This is a genomic window from Acidithiobacillus sp. YTS05, from assembly GCF_024396695.1.
GTDB lineage: Bacteria > Pseudomonadota > Gammaproteobacteria > Acidithiobacillales > Acidithiobacillaceae > Igneacidithiobacillus > Igneacidithiobacillus copahuensis.
In genome coordinates this window covers 2444791-2458779 of record NZ_CP094359.1, presented here as the reverse complement: position 1 = coordinate 2458779, position 13989 = coordinate 2444791, and the positions used below count along the sequence as shown (strand labels likewise).

Below are 13989 nucleotides of genomic sequence, written 5' to 3'. Positions count from 1 at the left end.
ATGGCAGAGATGATGTATTGGCAGGCCATTTTGCGTGCCCACGACGAGGAGCTGGCACGGGATCCGTTGGTGTTTGCGATGGGCGAGGATATTGGTGTGGCCGGGGGGACCTACAAGGCGACATCGGGTCTCTACGCGAAATATGGTCCGGAGCGGGTAATTGATACCCCGATTTCGGAGAATAGCTATACCGGTATCGGGGTTGGTGCAGCCATGCTTGGTTGTCGCCCCATCGTCGAAATCATGAGTGTCAACTTCGCCTGGCTGGCGATGGATCAGCTCATGAACAACGCTGCCAAGATCCACTATATGTCTGGCGGCAAGATTCGCTGCCCCTTCGTCATGCGGGTGCCCGGCGGCACCGCGCATCAGTTGGGGGCACAGCACTCGGCACGGATGGAAAAGGTATTCATGGGGATTTCCGGCCTGCGCGTCGTGACCCCCGCCACCCCCCGCGACGCCTATGGCCTGCTCAAGAGTGCCGTGCGCTCCGACGATCCAGTCGTGCTTATCGAACATGAAAGCATGTATAACCTGAAAGGCGAGGTGCCGGACGAGGAGTTCTTTACCCCGCTGGAAGGCGTGGAAGTGATGCGTCCGGGGCGGGATCTGAGCATCTTTGCCTATAACATCAGTGTCCACTGGGCACTGCAGGCGGCGGAGCGTCTGGCCAAGGAGGGGATCGAGGCCGAAGTCATCGACCTGCGTGCCCTGAAACCTCTGGATCGTGCAGGCATTGCTGCCAGTGTGCGCAAGACCCACCGTGCCCTGATCGTCGAGGAAGATGAGGCCCCGGTGGGAGTGGGTGCCGAGGTGATGGCATTGATCAACGAAGATGCCTTCTTCGAGCTCGACGCCGCACCCGTGCGCGTACACGCGAAGGACGTGCCCATCCCCTACAATCGCCGCCTGGAAAAGGCGGCCATTCCCAATGCCGACGACGTAGTCGCAGCAGCCAAAAAACTGCTGGGTAAGTAATTTCCGGCGCCCCGCGAGGGGCGCCGCCCACCTATTTTGAAATGGTGAGATATGGCTGAAGCATACGTCATCAAAATGCCCCAATTGTCGGATACCATGACGGAAGGCGTGCTGGTCTCCTGGGAAAAGCAACCCGGCGAGCGCGTCGAACGCGGGGACGTGGTTGCGACGGTGGAAACCGACAAGGCCATCATGGACGTCGAGGTCTTCCGCTCCGGCTACCTGGTTGGCCCGCTGGCAGCCGTCGACGCCGTAGTGCCGGTAGGTGAAGCCATTGCCTATCTGGTCGATAGCCCTGACGTGAGCGTGGAGGCCAGTCCGGCACCGACATCGAGCAGCGCGACGTCTGGGCCAGCCACGCCTGGCGCTGACCTGGGGTATGCCATCAAGATGCCGCAACTGTCGGACACCATGACGGAAGGCGTGCTGGTCTCCTGGGAAAAACAGCCCGGTGAGCGTGTCGAGCGCGGTGACGTCGTGGCGACGGTGGAAACCGACAAGGCCATTATGGATGTCGAAGTCTTCCGCTCTGGTTTTCTGTCCGGCCCCTTGGTGGCGGCAGATGCCGTAGTCCCGGTGGGCGAACCCATTGCCTATCTGGTGGATGAGCCCACGCAGGTGCGGCGCGATACCGCCTCGGGGGCTGCGATGCCCACCAAGCCCACTGCAGAAACGGCGGCCCCTGCGCCCATGCCCCCTGCGCCCACTCCCGCTGCCAGCGCGCAAGCTCCGCTGCGGACGAGTGGCGCCGTCCAGCCGGCCGCCCGGCCGACGAGCGCTGCGGCCAGCCCCTATGCCCGCCTGCTGGCCGGGGAGCGCGGTGTGTCTCTGGAAGGGGTTCGTGGGTCGGGTCCCGCCGGCGTCATTGTGGCTGCCGATGTCTTCGCCCAGAGTTCCGCGCCGGCTGCCGTTACCGTCCCGGTAGCAACGCCGGTGCCTGGCAATGGCCGTGCGATGACTGCCATCGAAAAGGCCATCAGTCAGGCCATGACGGCTTCCCTCAGTATCCCGGTATTTCATGTGACCATCCACGTGCAGCCGGAGGCGCTGCTGCGCCTGGCCAAGGCCAGCGGGGTTTCGGTCACCGTGGCCCTGGCCAAGGCTGCCTCCGCGGCCCTCGCAAAGCATCCCCTGATCAACGCCGCCTATCAGCCGGGGGATCGCATCGTCGACAATCGGCCACACGATATTGGTATTGCTGCCACCACGGAAGATGGCGGTCTGGTGGTACCCGTCTTGCGCGACGTGGCCAGCCATTCCCTGCGTGAACTGCAGGCGGCGTGGAAGCCTTTGCTGGAGAAGGCGCGCAAGCGGCGCATGAGCCCGCCGGAGTATCAGAATCCCACCTTCACCATTTCCAACATGGGTATGTATGGCATCAGTCAATTCGATGCCATCGTCACTCCGGGTACGGCGGCGATCCTCGCGGTGGCGGCGACGGGTCCGCAGGGCATGCCGATCACCATCACCGCCGACCACCGGGTGGTCAACGGGGCGGAGGCGGCGGCATTCCTCAAGGATCTGAAAACGGCCATCGAGCAGCCCGAGGCTTGGGCCGGAAGCAGCGGTCCCGTCATCCCCGAGGGCGATTACGATACCCAGGTACTGGTCATCGGCGGTGGCCCCGGTGGTGAGGATTGTGCGCGGGAGCTGGCCGAGCATGGCATCCGGGTGACGTTGGTGAACAATGCCCCCTATCCCGGAGGCGAGTGTCTCTGGCGCGGTTGTATTCCCTCCAAGGCCTGGCGCGCGGCGGCCGACCGCATTCGCGATCGCGCCCACGATGCCGCCATGGGTATCGCCCTGGGCGAAGCCAAGCTGGATTGGGCGCAACTGGAAAAACATCGCCGCAGCATCCTGCAGACACGCGGTGAGATGGCGCTGAAGACTGACCAAGGTATGAAGATTCAGGTACTGGAAGGCTTCGCTCGGTTCACTGGGCCGCATAGCGTCGAAATCACCGGCAAGGACGCCCGCAGCCTGAGCTTCGGCGCCTGCGTTATTGCCACTGGTGCGCCGGCCTTCGTGCCACCCATTCCTGGCGCGCAGGAAACGCTGGCCGCTGGTGCTGCGGTGACCTCGGATACGGTCTGGGACCTTGCTGTGCCCCCGAAGAAACTCTGTGTCATCGGCGCCGGAGCCATTGGTATGGAAATGGCGCAGATGTTCCACGATTTCGGTGCCGAGGTGCTGGTGCTGGAGGCCCTGCCACGTCCGGTCGCCGAAATGGAGAAAGAGGTTGCTGAGCAACTGATGGCGGTGCTGGCCAAGAACAGCCCGCGTCTTACGGTGCGGACCGGTGTGGCGGTGCAGAAGATCAGCGGTGGCAAGGGAGATGTGACGGTATGCTATCGTGACGGAGAAGGTCAGGAACACGACTATGTCGCCGAGCTACTGCTGATTGCGACCGGAAAACGCCCGAATACCGAAGCCCTGCAACTGGACAAGGCCGGCGTACAGCTGGGCGAACGCGGCGCCATTGCCACCAATGATCGCTGTCAGACCAATGTGCCGCATATCTTTGCCGTCGGGGACGTCATCGGCGGCTACATGCTTGCCCATACGGCCGGCCAACAAGGGCGAGTAGCGGCGGCCAATCTGCTGGGTGAGTCGGCGCGCTATGATCAACGCAAGGACAGTGGCGTGACCTTCACCCGCCCGCAGGTGGCCTTCGTCGGTCTTTCCGGTGAGCAGGCCAAGGCCGCTGGGATGGATGTAGCAGAGGTCAAGGTACCCTTGTCCATCGACGCCAAGGCGATGATGACCGGCGAGACCGACGGCTTGATCAAGTTGGTCGCGGACAAGCAGAGCCAGCGTATCGTCGGGGTGCATTTCCTGGCGGATCACGCCGATACCCTGGTCGGCGAGGCCGTGTTGATGGTCCATGGCGAACTGACGCTGGAACAGGTGGGCAGCGCCATTCATCCGCACCCGACGCAGACGGAGCTCTTTGGTGAAATGGCGCGGCGTCTGCAATCTCGGCTGCGGCGCTCAGCGCGCAACAAGCACTAAACCCCTTGAACGAGCGCGCGCAAAAATCCGCCGCCAGCTACAGCGAGATCGCCGGCCTGCGCGGTTCAGTGATCCGTTTTTATGGAAGGATGCTGGATTTTGTCATCACAATCCTCATCTTCCTCATGCTGGTCACCTTGCTCTATGCGGTCTGGAGCCTGATTGGCGATGTCTACGCGGCATTTTTCAGTCTGCATCAAGAAGAGGTCATCTCTAGTCTGGTCTCGGATGTGCTCTCGGTTTTCGTGCTCATCGAGCTTTTCCGCACCTTTACCGATTACCTCGAGTTCCACCGCATTCGCCTGCGGGTCCTGGCAGAAGTCGCCATTGTCTTCATCCTGCGGGAGCTCTTCATTGGTCTCTATGCCCATCGGCTGGGCCCTTTGGACCTGCTGGCCACGGCGGCGCTCCTGGCAGTGCTGGTGGCAGCCCGCGTTGCCGCCATTCAGTTCGTGCCCAAGCGCGGTCAGGATGGTTCTTGACGCCCGCCGGTAAAGGCGAGCAAAATTGTCGGATATTTCTGATGGTACGCGCACGCGCGTGAGGAGAATGTGGGAATGAGCACAGCTACGGAAACCATGACGGATCTGGACACCCTGCCGCCGGTGATGACCCTGACCGACAGCGCCGCGGACAAGATCAAATCCCTGATCGAAGAGGAGGGCAGCCCGGATCTCAAGCTGCGGGTCTTCGTGACCGGGGGGGGCTGTTCGGGCTTTCAGTATGGCTTCACCTTTGACGAAAACGTCAATGATGGCGACACCGAGGTGGAGCAGTTTGGCGTCCGCCTCTTGGTCGATCCGATGAGCTATCAGTATCTGGTCGGTGCGGAAATCGACTATAGTGAGGGTCTGGAAGGCGCGCAGTTCGTTATCAAGAACCCCAACGCTACGACCACCTGCGGTTGCGGTTCGTCCTTCTCTGCCTGAAAGACCCCGGCAGAGCAAGGCCGAAAGGGAGGCGTCCGTCTCCCTTTCTTTTTTTGCGCGGGGTATGATGCAGTAGTTCCCTGCCCCTGTCCTAAGGAGAAACGCCATGACTGATGCCACTGTCGTCCCCGGACTGGAGGGGGTGCCCGCCACCCATTCCGCTATCTCTCATATCGATGGGACGGCGGGCTTGCTCTCGTATCGCGGCTATCCCATCGCCGAGCTGGTTGCGCAGAGTCACTATGAGGAGGTTGCTCTACTGCTCCTCGACGGGGAGCTGCCCAAGGCCAAAGATCTCGAACGTTTTGATGCGGGACTGCGGGCGCATCGCCAGATCAAGTACAACGTGCGGGAAATCATGAAGTTTCTGCCGGTGACCGGGCATCCCATGGACATGCTGCATTGCGCCATTGCCAGCCTGGGGATGTTCTATCCGCAACAGGAGCTATCTGATGCCGAACGGGACAATGCCTCGCATCTCGATGCCATGGCGATGCGCATCATTGCGCGGATACCCACCATCGTCGCAATGTGGGATCAGATGCGCTTTGGCAATGATCCCATCCCGCCGCGCAGCGACCTGTCGCATGCCGCCAACTTTCTCTACATGCTGCACGGGCGTGAGCCGGATCCGCTGCACGCGCGTATTCTCGATGCCTGCTTCATCCTACATGCGGAGCACACCATCAACGCCAGTACCTTCTCGGTCCTGGTCAGCACCTCTACCCTTACTAATCCCTATCATGTGATTGCCGGGGCGGTGGGCACCCTGGCGGGCCCTCTGCATGGCGGTGCCAATCAGCGCGTGGTGGAGATGCTCGAGGAGATTGGCAGCGTGGATAATGTCGTGCCTTTCCTGGAGGCGCGCCTCGCGGCCAAGGAAAAGATCTGGGGCTTCGGCCATCGGGTCTACAAGACCACCGACCCGCGTGCGGCCATCCTCAAAGAGATGATGGAGGACCTGGCGCAGGCGGGACATCTGCGGCAAAGCAGGCAGTTTGCCATCGCCCGCGCCCTGGAGGAGGCCGCTGCCGAACGCCTGGGGTCGAAAGGGATCCATGCCAATGTCGACTTCTACTCGGGTGTGCTGTACCACGAGATGGGAATTCGCAGCGATCTCTTTACCCCTATCTTTGCCATGGCGCGTAGCGTCGGCTGGCTGGCGCACTGGCGCGAGCAACTCAGCAACAACCGTATCTTCCGCCCCACACAAAATTATACGGGGGCCTCCACCCGCGCCTATCAACCTCTGTCGGAGCGTCACGCTTGATTTCCGTTCTTTCTACCCCAACGCGCCTGGTGACCAACCAGGTCGATCCGCTGCACGAACTGGAAGAGCACCTGATTCGTAACCAGTGTGCCATCGAGCGCTGGTTCCGCTGTCAGTGGCAAACCACCCCGCCGCCCTTTTATGGCTCGGTGGATCTACGCAACGCCGGTTTCAAGCTGGCGCCAATCGACACCAACCTGTTCCCCGCGGGCTTCAACAATCTCAACCCCGAGCATGAAGCGCTGCACATCACCGCGATCCAGCATTACCTGGATCAGTATCACCCGAGCTTGCAGCGCCTGCTGCTCCTTCCCGAAAACCACACGCGTAACTTGTACTATCTGGAAAATGTGGCGCGACTCGCGGAGTTGCTGCGGGAGGCGGGACTCGAGTTGCGTATTGCGTCCTGGATGCTGGAAGAGGCACATACTCATGAGCTGCCCTCGGGCGAGCGCCTGCTGATCGAGCCACTGCGCCGCGTAGGAGCCCGCCTGCAGGTCGATGATTTCGATCCGCAGATGATCCTGCTCAACAACGATCTCTCCGGTGGCGTCCCTGAGATCTTGCAGGGGCTGGAGCAAACGCTGCTACCGCCACTGGCCGCCGGTTGGCAGACGCGGCGCAAGAGCCAGCATTTTGCCCATTACCGGCGCTTGGCTGTGGACTTTGCCGAAGTCGTCGATATCGATCCCTGGCTGATCGACCCGTTCTTTCGCCGCTGCACGGAAATCAACTTTCTGCAGGCCGAGGGACTGGATTGCCTAGTCACCAATGTCGACGCGGTCATCGCCGAAATTGCCGAGCGCTACCGCCACTATGGCATCGACGCGCGCCCCTTCGTCATCGTCAAGGCCGATGCCGGAACCTATGGCATGGGAGTGATGACCGCCTACTCGGGTACTGAGCTGCGTGAGCTCAACCGCAAAGCGCGCACGCGCATGGCCAAGAGCAAGGAAGGACTACCGGTGAGCGATGTTTTCATCCAGGAGGGCGTGTATACCTTCGAGCGGACACCGGAAGACTTCGTTGCCGAGCCCGTCGTCTATCTGCTCGGACAACAGGTCCTCGGGGGATTCTATCGCGTACATCGGGAGAAGGGTGAGGATGAGAGCCTCAACGCCCCGGGTGCCCATTTCGAGCCGATGGCCTTTGCCGAACCGGGGATCAACCCCTGTCGTAAATCCGCGCCGGATGCCCCCATCAACCGCCATTACGCCTATGGCGTCATCGCCCGGCTGGCGTTGCTGGCGGCGGCACGCGAGGCCGAAGACTGGGCCAAGGCGGGGCGATGACCATGCGCGTTGCCGTAGTCATGGATCCCATCGCCGGGATCAAGCCCGCCAAAGACAGTACCTTTGCCATGTTGCTCTCCGCCCAGGCGCGCGGTCATGAATGCTGGCTCTGTACCCTGGATGGATTGTCTTTGCGAGATGGGCAGGCTTGGGGCCGGCTCCAGCCGGTGCAGGTCTGGGACAATAGTGAACGTTTTTTTGCACTGGGTGAAGCGCTTGCGCGACCCTTGCGGGATTTTGATTGCGTGCTGATGCGCAAGGATCCGCCGGTGGACATGGATTTTCTCCATGCCTGCCAGATTCTTGAACATGCCGGCACCTGGGTGGTCAATGATCCGGCCTCGATCCGGCTGGCCAACGAAAAGCTTTTCCCGCTACAGTTTTCGCGTTGGCTCCCCCCCTATCTGGTCAGCCGCGATATGGCGGAGTTGCGGGATTTTCTGCAGCAGCACGGGGAAATTGTCGTCAAACCGCTGGCCGCGCGGGGCGGCGAAGGAATCTTTTACCTGCACGCTGAAGATCGTAACCTGGGTTCCATCCTCGAAACGATCACGGCGCGCGGCACGCATTTCGTCATGGCGCAGCGGTATCTGCCGGCGATCCGTCAGGGCGACAAGCGTATCCTGCTGGTGGATGGAGTGGCAGTACCCGGCGCGATGTTGCGGATCCCCGCGGCGGATGATTTCCGTGGCAACCTCGTGGCGGGCGCGCAGGCCGTAGCTGCGGAGCTCAGTCCCGCCGAGCAGGAGCTGTGCACAGAGATCGGACCCGTCCTGCGTGAGATGGGGCTGCTCTTTGTCGGCATCGACGTGATCGGCGAGCGTCTCACCGAAATCAACGTGACGAGCCCGACCGGCGCCCGTGAAATTCGCCGCTTTTTCGGTATCGACGCGACGGATTTGCTATGGGCACGGATCGAACAGGGTCGCTGAGACTGCCCTTTGCTGGGCAAAGCGCGGTATCATAGCGGCATGGAATTTTCATCGCTTAAAAATCACCTCTTGATTGCCATGCCCAGTCTGCATGATGGCCTCTTTGACCGTAGCGTCATCGTTGTCTGCGAGCACAATGCCGAAGGAGCGATGGGGGTAGTCATCAATCGCATCCTCGACATCAATATGGCCGACGCCCTCAAGGCCATCGACATTAGGCCATCGGAAGAGATGATCCACCGTCCAGTCTACTGGGGTGGACCGGTCAGCCCGCAGCACGGTTTCATTCTCCATCAGCCCCCGGGTGACTGGGAGTCCTCTTTGCTGGTAAGTGATACCCTGGCCTTGACCAGTTCGCCAGATATTCTCGCGGCGATCGCCGAGCACCGCGGGCCGGAGCAGTACCTGCTGACCCTGGGCTATGCCGGTTGGGGCGAAGGGCAGCTGGAGAAAGAAATCAGCGAAAATTCCTGGCTGCACGGCCCGGTCGATCCGCGCGTGCTATTCCAGCTCCCGGCTGGCGAGCGCTGGCAGGAGGCAGCGCGGGTGCTTGGTATCGATATGCGTCTGCTCAGTGGCGCGGTGGGTCATGCCTGAGCTTGGGCCCTGGCTCGGGATCGACTACGGCAGCAAGCGGATTGGTGTCGCCTTTCTCGGGGAAGCCGGTCTCGGCGCGCAACCTCTGACCACCGTTCGCAACGGAGCCGGCGGGCCAGACTGGAGTGCGCTGGGGCGCTTGATCGCCGACTGGCAACCGCGCGCCGTGGTCATTGGCCTGCCATTGCAGGCGGATGGCAGCGAGGGGCAGACCGCTGCTGCGGCAAGGCGTTTTGCGCAGACGCTCGCGCAGCGTCATCCCTTGCCGCAGCACTGGATCGACGAGCGACTCAGCAGTCATGCGGCCGAGGCGCAAATGTGCGCGCGCGATCTCTCCCGCGTCGAGCGCGATCGTCTGCGTGACCAGCTAGCTGCCTGTGCGATCCTGGAGAGCTTTTACGAGGAGCAACGATGGCATCGACCTGGGACCTGAGTATCCTGATCGACTCCTTGCAGCGTGATCTGCAGGCTCGGATCGATCCGCAGAGCTGCGTGATGGTGGGGATCTACACCGGTGGCGTCTGGATTGCGCGGGAGCTGCACCGGCGCCTGGGGGTTGCTGCCCCTCTGGGAGAGCTCGATATTTCCTTTTATCGGGACGACTTCAGTCGTGTCGGGCTGCATCCCGAGGTCAAGGCCTCGCGTATCCCGTTCTCCGTTGATGGCAGCCATCTGATCCTGGTCGACGATGTTCTCTACACCGGCCGGACGATTCGCGCCGCGCTGAACGAGATCTTCGATTATGGCCGTCCGGACCGAATCACCCTGGCAGTCCTCGTCGACCGGGGTCTGCGGGAGTTGCCCATCTGTGCCGATGTCGCCGCCCTGCGTTTGCGCAGCAACCCCTCTGATTACATCAAATTGCGCGGGCCGAACCCGCTGTCCCTGGAGTTTCTCCCGGGTGGGGAGTTGGCACCGGCATGATGCCCTGGCGCATGGGGGAAGGCGATCCACAGCGGGATGCCGAGGGACGTCTGCGCAACCTGCTGGCGATCGAAGGCTTGCGCGAAGGGGAGATTCTCGAAATTCTCGATAGTGCGGAGTCCTTTTTGGGGATCGGCGAGCGCACGGTCAAAAAAATCCCCATCCTCCGGGGGCGGACCCTGGTGAATCTGTTTTACGAGAACAGCACGCGTACCCGCAGCACTTTTGAGCTGGCGGCCAAACGCCTGTCGGCAGACGTGCTGAATATTGCCGTGGCGAGCAGCAGTGCCAGCAAGGGCGAATCCTTGCTCGACACCGTCGATAACCTGCTCGCCATGCAGGTGGATGGTTTCATTCTGCGCCATCCGGAGGCTGGGGCCGCGCACCTCCTCGCACGTCATCTCGGCGAGCGCGCCTGGGTAGTGAATGCCGGCGACGGACAACATGCCCATCCCACCCAGGCTCTGCTCGATGTCTTCACTATTCGCCATCTGCTGGGACCCATCTCGGAGCGGGTGGTGGTGATCTTGGGAGATATTCTGCATTCCCGTGTGGCCCGCGCCCTGATCCATGCCCTCTCCATTCTCGGTTGCCCGCAGATTCGTGTGGTCGGTCCACGCACCCTCGTCCCGCCCGAACTCCAGGGCCTGGGCGTCCACGTCTTTCATGAGCTGGAGCCGGCCCTTACCGGTGCCAATGTCGTATATGCCCTGCGTATGCAGCGCGAGCGTATGGACAGTCAGCGCCTGCCCAGCTTGGAGGAATATCACCGCCGCTTCGGCCTCACTGCAGCGCGCCTGCGTCTAGCGGAGGACAATGCCGTGGTGTTGCATCCGGGTCCCATGAATCGCGGCGTCGAGCTCAGTGCTGAGGTGGCCGATGGTCCGCAAGCCATTATCCTGGAGCAGGTGACCCACGGCCTGGCCCTGCGCATGGCCGTCCTTGCCCGCCTCGCCGGAGGCAATCCATGAGCCTGCGTCGACGGATTCGTAATCTGCGCTTGATTGATCCGGTCAGCGGCAAGGATTACCCAGGAGATCTCGCCCTGGCGGCAGGAAAAATCCTTGCGCTGGGCGAGATCTCCGACGACTTCCAGGCGGACGAAGAGATCGATGGCAGTGACCTCATCGCCTGCCCGGCCTTCCTCGAAACGCAGTTCCAGGCGCATACCCCGGGGTCGGGGCTGCATGGTGACCTGTGTAGTGAACTACACGCGGCGGCGGCCGGCGGTTTTGGCAGCGTCGTATTGGATCCGGATACCGCTCCGGTTGCCGATACGCCTGGCGTCCTCTACCAACAACGAGCGGCAGCGGAGGCCGTCGATTCTCTGCGCGTGTACCTGAGCGGCGCTTTAACGAGGGAGCTGCGGGGAGATGACCTCAGCGAGATGGTGGCCCTCGCCGAGGCCGGGGCGCAAATCTTCAGCCAGGGACGACAATCCGTGGCCGATAGCCAACGTCTGCGCCTGGCCCTGAGCTATGCCGCGGATCTTGGACGCACGGTCTTTCTCTGGCCGGAGGATCGCTGCCTTGCCGCCAACGGCGTCATGGATGAAGGTCCGTTGAGCCTGCGCCTGGGACTCGCTGGGCGTCCGCAGGCAGCTGAGGAGATTGGCGTGGAGCGCGATCTGCGCGTTGCGCGCCTAGCGGGTGCGGCGGTGCATTTCCCCAGTCTCAGCTCAGCAGCGGCCATTGCCCGGGTTGCCGAGGCACGGCGCGGGGGGCAGGCGGTAAGCTGCGGGGTCAGCCTGCACCACCTGCTGCTGAGTGCCGAAGATATCGGTTATTTCAATACCCACACCAAGATCCTGCCGCCATTGCGCAATCAGAAAAACCGTGACGATCTGCTGCGCGCGTTGGCGGATGGGGCCATTCAGTGTCTCAGTAGCCAGCATGTGCCGTGGGGCCGCGAAACGGAAGGGCAGACCTTTGCGCAAGCGCCTTTTGGCATCGCTGCGGTGCAGTGGACCCTGCCTCTTGCCCTGCGCCTGGTCGAAGAAGGCAGCTTGGACCTGCTGCAAATGATTCGTCTGTTGACCACCGGCCCCGCTGCCGTCCTTGGCCTGCCGCCACCGTCCCTGGCGCCGGGGGCAAACGCCGATCTTTGTCTCTTTGACCCTGACGCTGAGCTGCAGCCTAGTGCGACGGGCTTCAGCCGTGCCCGCAATCATCCCTACCCGGGCTGGCCACTGCGCGGGCAGGTACGCTACCTCTTTGTCGGCGGACGGCTTCGTTACTGCAGTGCCGCCGGATGAAGCGACCTAATTCCCTTTCCTGGCTGACGGTTTTTGGCTTCGGTCTGGCCATTGTGCCGTTGGTCCTGGTGATCGTGAGCATCACCCTGACCATCTCCCGTTTTGCCGAGGAGGGGCAGAGCAGCATCCTGCGCGCCGTAGCCCTGAGTGATAGCGCCAACCGTATGGCCAATGCGGTCCGCTCCATGGAGCGTTACGGCCTGCAATATACGGTGCTGCAGGATTCCGCGCTGCTTGTGCTCTTTCAGCAGAGTTTTGAAGAATATCAACAGGTCAGCAAGCGTTTTGCCGCCGCGGGTCCAAGTGTGGTCGATCAAAAGCGTTTGCATCGTCTGGATGAGAACCTGGCCAAGGCCCGCCGCGCCTTGCCTCTCGCCGCCCTTGAGGGTGGGCGGGGCAGCCTGGATCAGAGTTTCAGCACGGCCAGCCGCGAAATGCAGCAGCTCCAGGAAGACGTCAATGATGGCATCAGCGCGCAGGTCAAGCACCTGGGCGACCGTGCCCTGAAGATCAAGCGCCTGACGCTCTACGAGGTGTTGCTGGCGCTACCGTTGACCATCGTCGTGGCTATCTTCTTCATCATCCTCATTACCCGCCCCATCAAGCGGCTCGATCGCGCGATTTCCAGTCTCGGAGATGGCGACCTCGCCAGTCCTATCCAAGTGAACGGTCCCAAGGACATTGCCGCGCTCGGCGATCGCCTGGAGTGGCTGCGACAACACCTGCAGGAGCTGGAGGCGACAAAAATTCACTTCCTGCGGCAGCTTTCGCATGAGCTGAAAACGCCACTTACCGCGATCCGCGAGGGCTCGGAGCTGTTGCAGGAAGATCTTGGTCAGGGCCTCGCCGCCGAGCAACGCGAAATCGTCGATATCGTCCGCGACAACAGCCTGCGTCTCCAGCGTCTCATCGAAGATCTCCTGCGTTTCAGTGTTGCCGAGGGGCCAGCGGTGAGCGCCGGCATGCGCCATCCGATCCCGCTGCACGACGTCATCGAAGAGCTGCTGCAAAGCTATAAGCCGTTGCTGCGCAGCAAGGGTATGCGCGTAGACCAGCAGATTGCCGAACTCTGGACGGCGGCACACCGCGACCGGATCCGCACCATCTGCGATAATCTTTTGTCTAATGCCGTGAAGTTCTCACCGCAAGGGTCTACTATACGGGTGCGCTTGTGGCAGGATGGCGAAGAGGCGGTGCTCGATGTCATCGATTCCGGCCCTGGAGTGGCGCCTAAAGAGCGCGACAAAATTTTTGATATTCTGTATCGGGGTAGCGCCAGCGAATCGGGAAAGATCGAGGGCAGCGGACTGGGTTTGGCCATTACCAGGGAATATGTTTTGAGTTATGGGGGAAGTCTTGAAATTCTCGACAGTGAGGGGCAAGGGGCACATTTTCAAGTTCGTCTCCCCAGTATTCAGCATGACTCTTTTAGCCCTGAGTCTGAGCGGTTGCGCCGAGATGCCGGTGAGCAAACCCGAGCCCCATAGCGTCGTTCTCCAAGCGGACCAGATCATCGTCTCGCGCGCCGCCTACCAGCAGCTGCAGGAAAGGGCAGCCCAGGCGCAGAGTCAGGCGGCAGCCACGGCTGCCTGTGTTTCCGCGCAAAGCCGGATCGCCGGTCTGCAAAAAGAACTCGCAGACTTACGCGCCGGAGATCCAAGTTACCAAAATCTACAAAACAAGATCAACGACTTGCAGGGCCGCCTCAACCAATCCCAACAACGGGAAGGGGAGTTGCGAAAAAAGCTCAGCGAATTGATACAAATCGAAAAAAATTCCCGCATAGTGGGAGGGCGATAAA

14 protein-coding genes are annotated in these 13989 nt (G+C 61.6%); all 14 read left to right on the top strand.

What is annotated here, in order from left to right:
• The 14 genes from MQE22_RS12175 (at position 1) to MQE22_RS12110 (ending at position 13988) form a co-directional block, all read left to right on the top strand.
• Entirely contained in the window at positions 1–978 is a 978-nt protein-coding gene (locus MQE22_RS12175) for an alpha-ketoacid dehydrogenase subunit beta (RefSeq protein WP_215872092.1), read from the top strand.
• A gap of 51 nt (positions 979–1029) precedes the next feature.
• Complete coding sequence (locus MQE22_RS12170) at positions 1030–3990, top strand: FAD-dependent oxidoreductase (RefSeq protein WP_215872093.1); 2961 nt, start codon at positions 1030–1032, stop codon at positions 3988–3990.
• Positions 3991–3995: 5 nt separating this feature from the next.
• Positions 3996–4472 (top strand): phosphate-starvation-inducible PsiE family protein, encoded by a 477-nt coding sequence (locus MQE22_RS12165; RefSeq protein WP_226827668.1) that lies wholly within the window; start codon positions 3996–3998, stop codon positions 4470–4472.
• 75 nt (positions 4473–4547) lie between these two features.
• Positions 4548–4919, top strand: coding sequence for an iron-sulfur cluster insertion protein ErpA (erpA, locus tag MQE22_RS12160; protein WP_226827665.1), 372 nt, complete (start codon positions 4548–4550; stop codon positions 4917–4919).
• A 106-nt stretch (positions 4920–5025) separates the two neighbouring features.
• Positions 5026–6189, top strand: coding sequence for a citrate synthase (locus MQE22_RS12155; RefSeq protein WP_215872094.1), 1164 nt, complete (start codon positions 5026–5028; stop codon positions 6187–6189).
• Positions 6186–7481 carry a glutamate--cysteine ligase gene (gene gshA / locus MQE22_RS12150; protein ID WP_215872095.1) on the top strand — a complete coding sequence of 432 codons (1296 nt, stop codon included), beginning with the start codon at positions 6186–6188 and terminating at the stop codon, positions 7479–7481. Before MQE22_RS12155 ends, gshA begins: the two co-directional genes overlap by 4 nt.
• Positions 7478–8413: a glutathione synthase gene (gshB, locus tag MQE22_RS12145; RefSeq protein WP_215872096.1), complete on the top strand. Its 936-nt coding sequence runs from the start codon at positions 7478–7480 to the stop codon at positions 8411–8413. The genes gshA and gshB overlap by 4 nt, the downstream gene beginning before the upstream one ends.
• A 39-nt stretch (positions 8414–8452) precedes the next feature.
• Complete coding sequence (locus tag MQE22_RS12140) at positions 8453–9010, top strand: YqgE/AlgH family protein (RefSeq protein WP_215872097.1); 558 nt, start codon at positions 8453–8455, stop codon at positions 9008–9010.
• Positions 9003–9443 carry a Holliday junction resolvase RuvX gene (gene ruvX, locus MQE22_RS12135; protein ID WP_215872098.1) on the top strand — a complete coding sequence of 147 codons (441 nt, stop codon included), beginning with the start codon at positions 9003–9005 and terminating at the stop codon, positions 9441–9443. The genes MQE22_RS12140 and ruvX overlap by 8 nt, the downstream gene beginning before the upstream one ends.
• Positions 9422–9934 carry a bifunctional pyr operon transcriptional regulator/uracil phosphoribosyltransferase PyrR gene (gene pyrR / locus MQE22_RS12130; RefSeq protein ID WP_215872099.1) on the top strand — a complete coding sequence of 171 codons (513 nt, stop codon included), beginning with the start codon at positions 9422–9424 and terminating at the stop codon, positions 9932–9934. Before ruvX ends, pyrR begins: the two co-directional genes overlap by 22 nt.
• The gene (locus MQE22_RS12125) at positions 9931–10905 is read left to right on the top strand and encodes an aspartate carbamoyltransferase catalytic subunit (protein WP_215872100.1); all 975 of its coding nucleotides are present in this window, start codon (positions 9931–9933) and stop codon (positions 10903–10905) included. Before pyrR ends, MQE22_RS12125 begins: the two co-directional genes overlap by 4 nt.
• The gene (locus MQE22_RS12120; RefSeq protein ID WP_226827662.1) at positions 10902–12188 is read left to right on the top strand and encodes a dihydroorotase; all 1287 of its coding nucleotides are present in this window, start codon (positions 10902–10904) and stop codon (positions 12186–12188) included. The genes MQE22_RS12125 and MQE22_RS12120 overlap by 4 nt, the downstream gene beginning before the upstream one ends.
• Complete coding sequence (locus tag MQE22_RS12115; RefSeq protein WP_215872101.1) at positions 12185–13675, top strand: HAMP domain-containing sensor histidine kinase; 1491 nt, start codon at positions 12185–12187, stop codon at positions 13673–13675. The genes MQE22_RS12120 and MQE22_RS12115 overlap by 4 nt, the downstream gene beginning before the upstream one ends.
• Positions 13653–13988 carry a hypothetical protein gene (locus tag MQE22_RS12110; protein WP_255789760.1) on the top strand — a complete coding sequence of 112 codons (336 nt, stop codon included), beginning with the start codon at positions 13653–13655 and terminating at the stop codon, positions 13986–13988. The genes MQE22_RS12115 and MQE22_RS12110 overlap by 23 nt, the downstream gene beginning before the upstream one ends.
• Position 13989: the final 1 nt, after the last annotated feature.

Bases quoted from the DNA above. Each gene is read 5' to 3' on its own strand.
- ruvX (WP_215872098.1), top strand. From the start codon at position 9,003: ATGCCTGAGCTTGGGCCCTGGCTCGGGATCGACTACGGCAGCAAGCGG.
- MQE22_RS12120 (WP_226827662.1), top strand. From the start codon at position 10,902: ATGAGCCTGCGTCGACGGATTCGTAATCTGCGCTTGATTGATCCGGTC.
- erpA (WP_226827665.1), top strand. From the start codon at position 4,548: ATGAGCACAGCTACGGAAACCATGACGGATCTGGACACCCTGCCGCCG.
- MQE22_RS12115 (WP_215872101.1), top strand. From the start codon at position 12,185: ATGAAGCGACCTAATTCCCTTTCCTGGCTGACGGTTTTTGGCTTCGGT.
- MQE22_RS12140 (WP_215872097.1), top strand. From the start codon at position 8,453: ATGGAATTTTCATCGCTTAAAAATCACCTCTTGATTGCCATGCCCAGT.
- MQE22_RS12175 (WP_215872092.1), top strand. From the start codon at position 1: ATGGCAGAGATGATGTATTGGCAGGCCATTTTGCGTGCCCACGACGAG.
- gshB (WP_215872096.1), top strand. From the start codon at position 7,478: ATGACCATGCGCGTTGCCGTAGTCATGGATCCCATCGCCGGGATCAAG.
- MQE22_RS12155 (WP_215872094.1), top strand. From the start codon at position 5,026: ATGACTGATGCCACTGTCGTCCCCGGACTGGAGGGGGTGCCCGCCACC.
- pyrR (WP_215872099.1), top strand. From the start codon at position 9,422: ATGGCATCGACCTGGGACCTGAGTATCCTGATCGACTCCTTGCAGCGT.
- MQE22_RS12170 (WP_215872093.1), top strand. From the start codon at position 1,030: ATGGCTGAAGCATACGTCATCAAAATGCCCCAATTGTCGGATACCATG.
- MQE22_RS12125 (WP_215872100.1), top strand. From the start codon at position 9,931: ATGATGCCCTGGCGCATGGGGGAAGGCGATCCACAGCGGGATGCCGAG.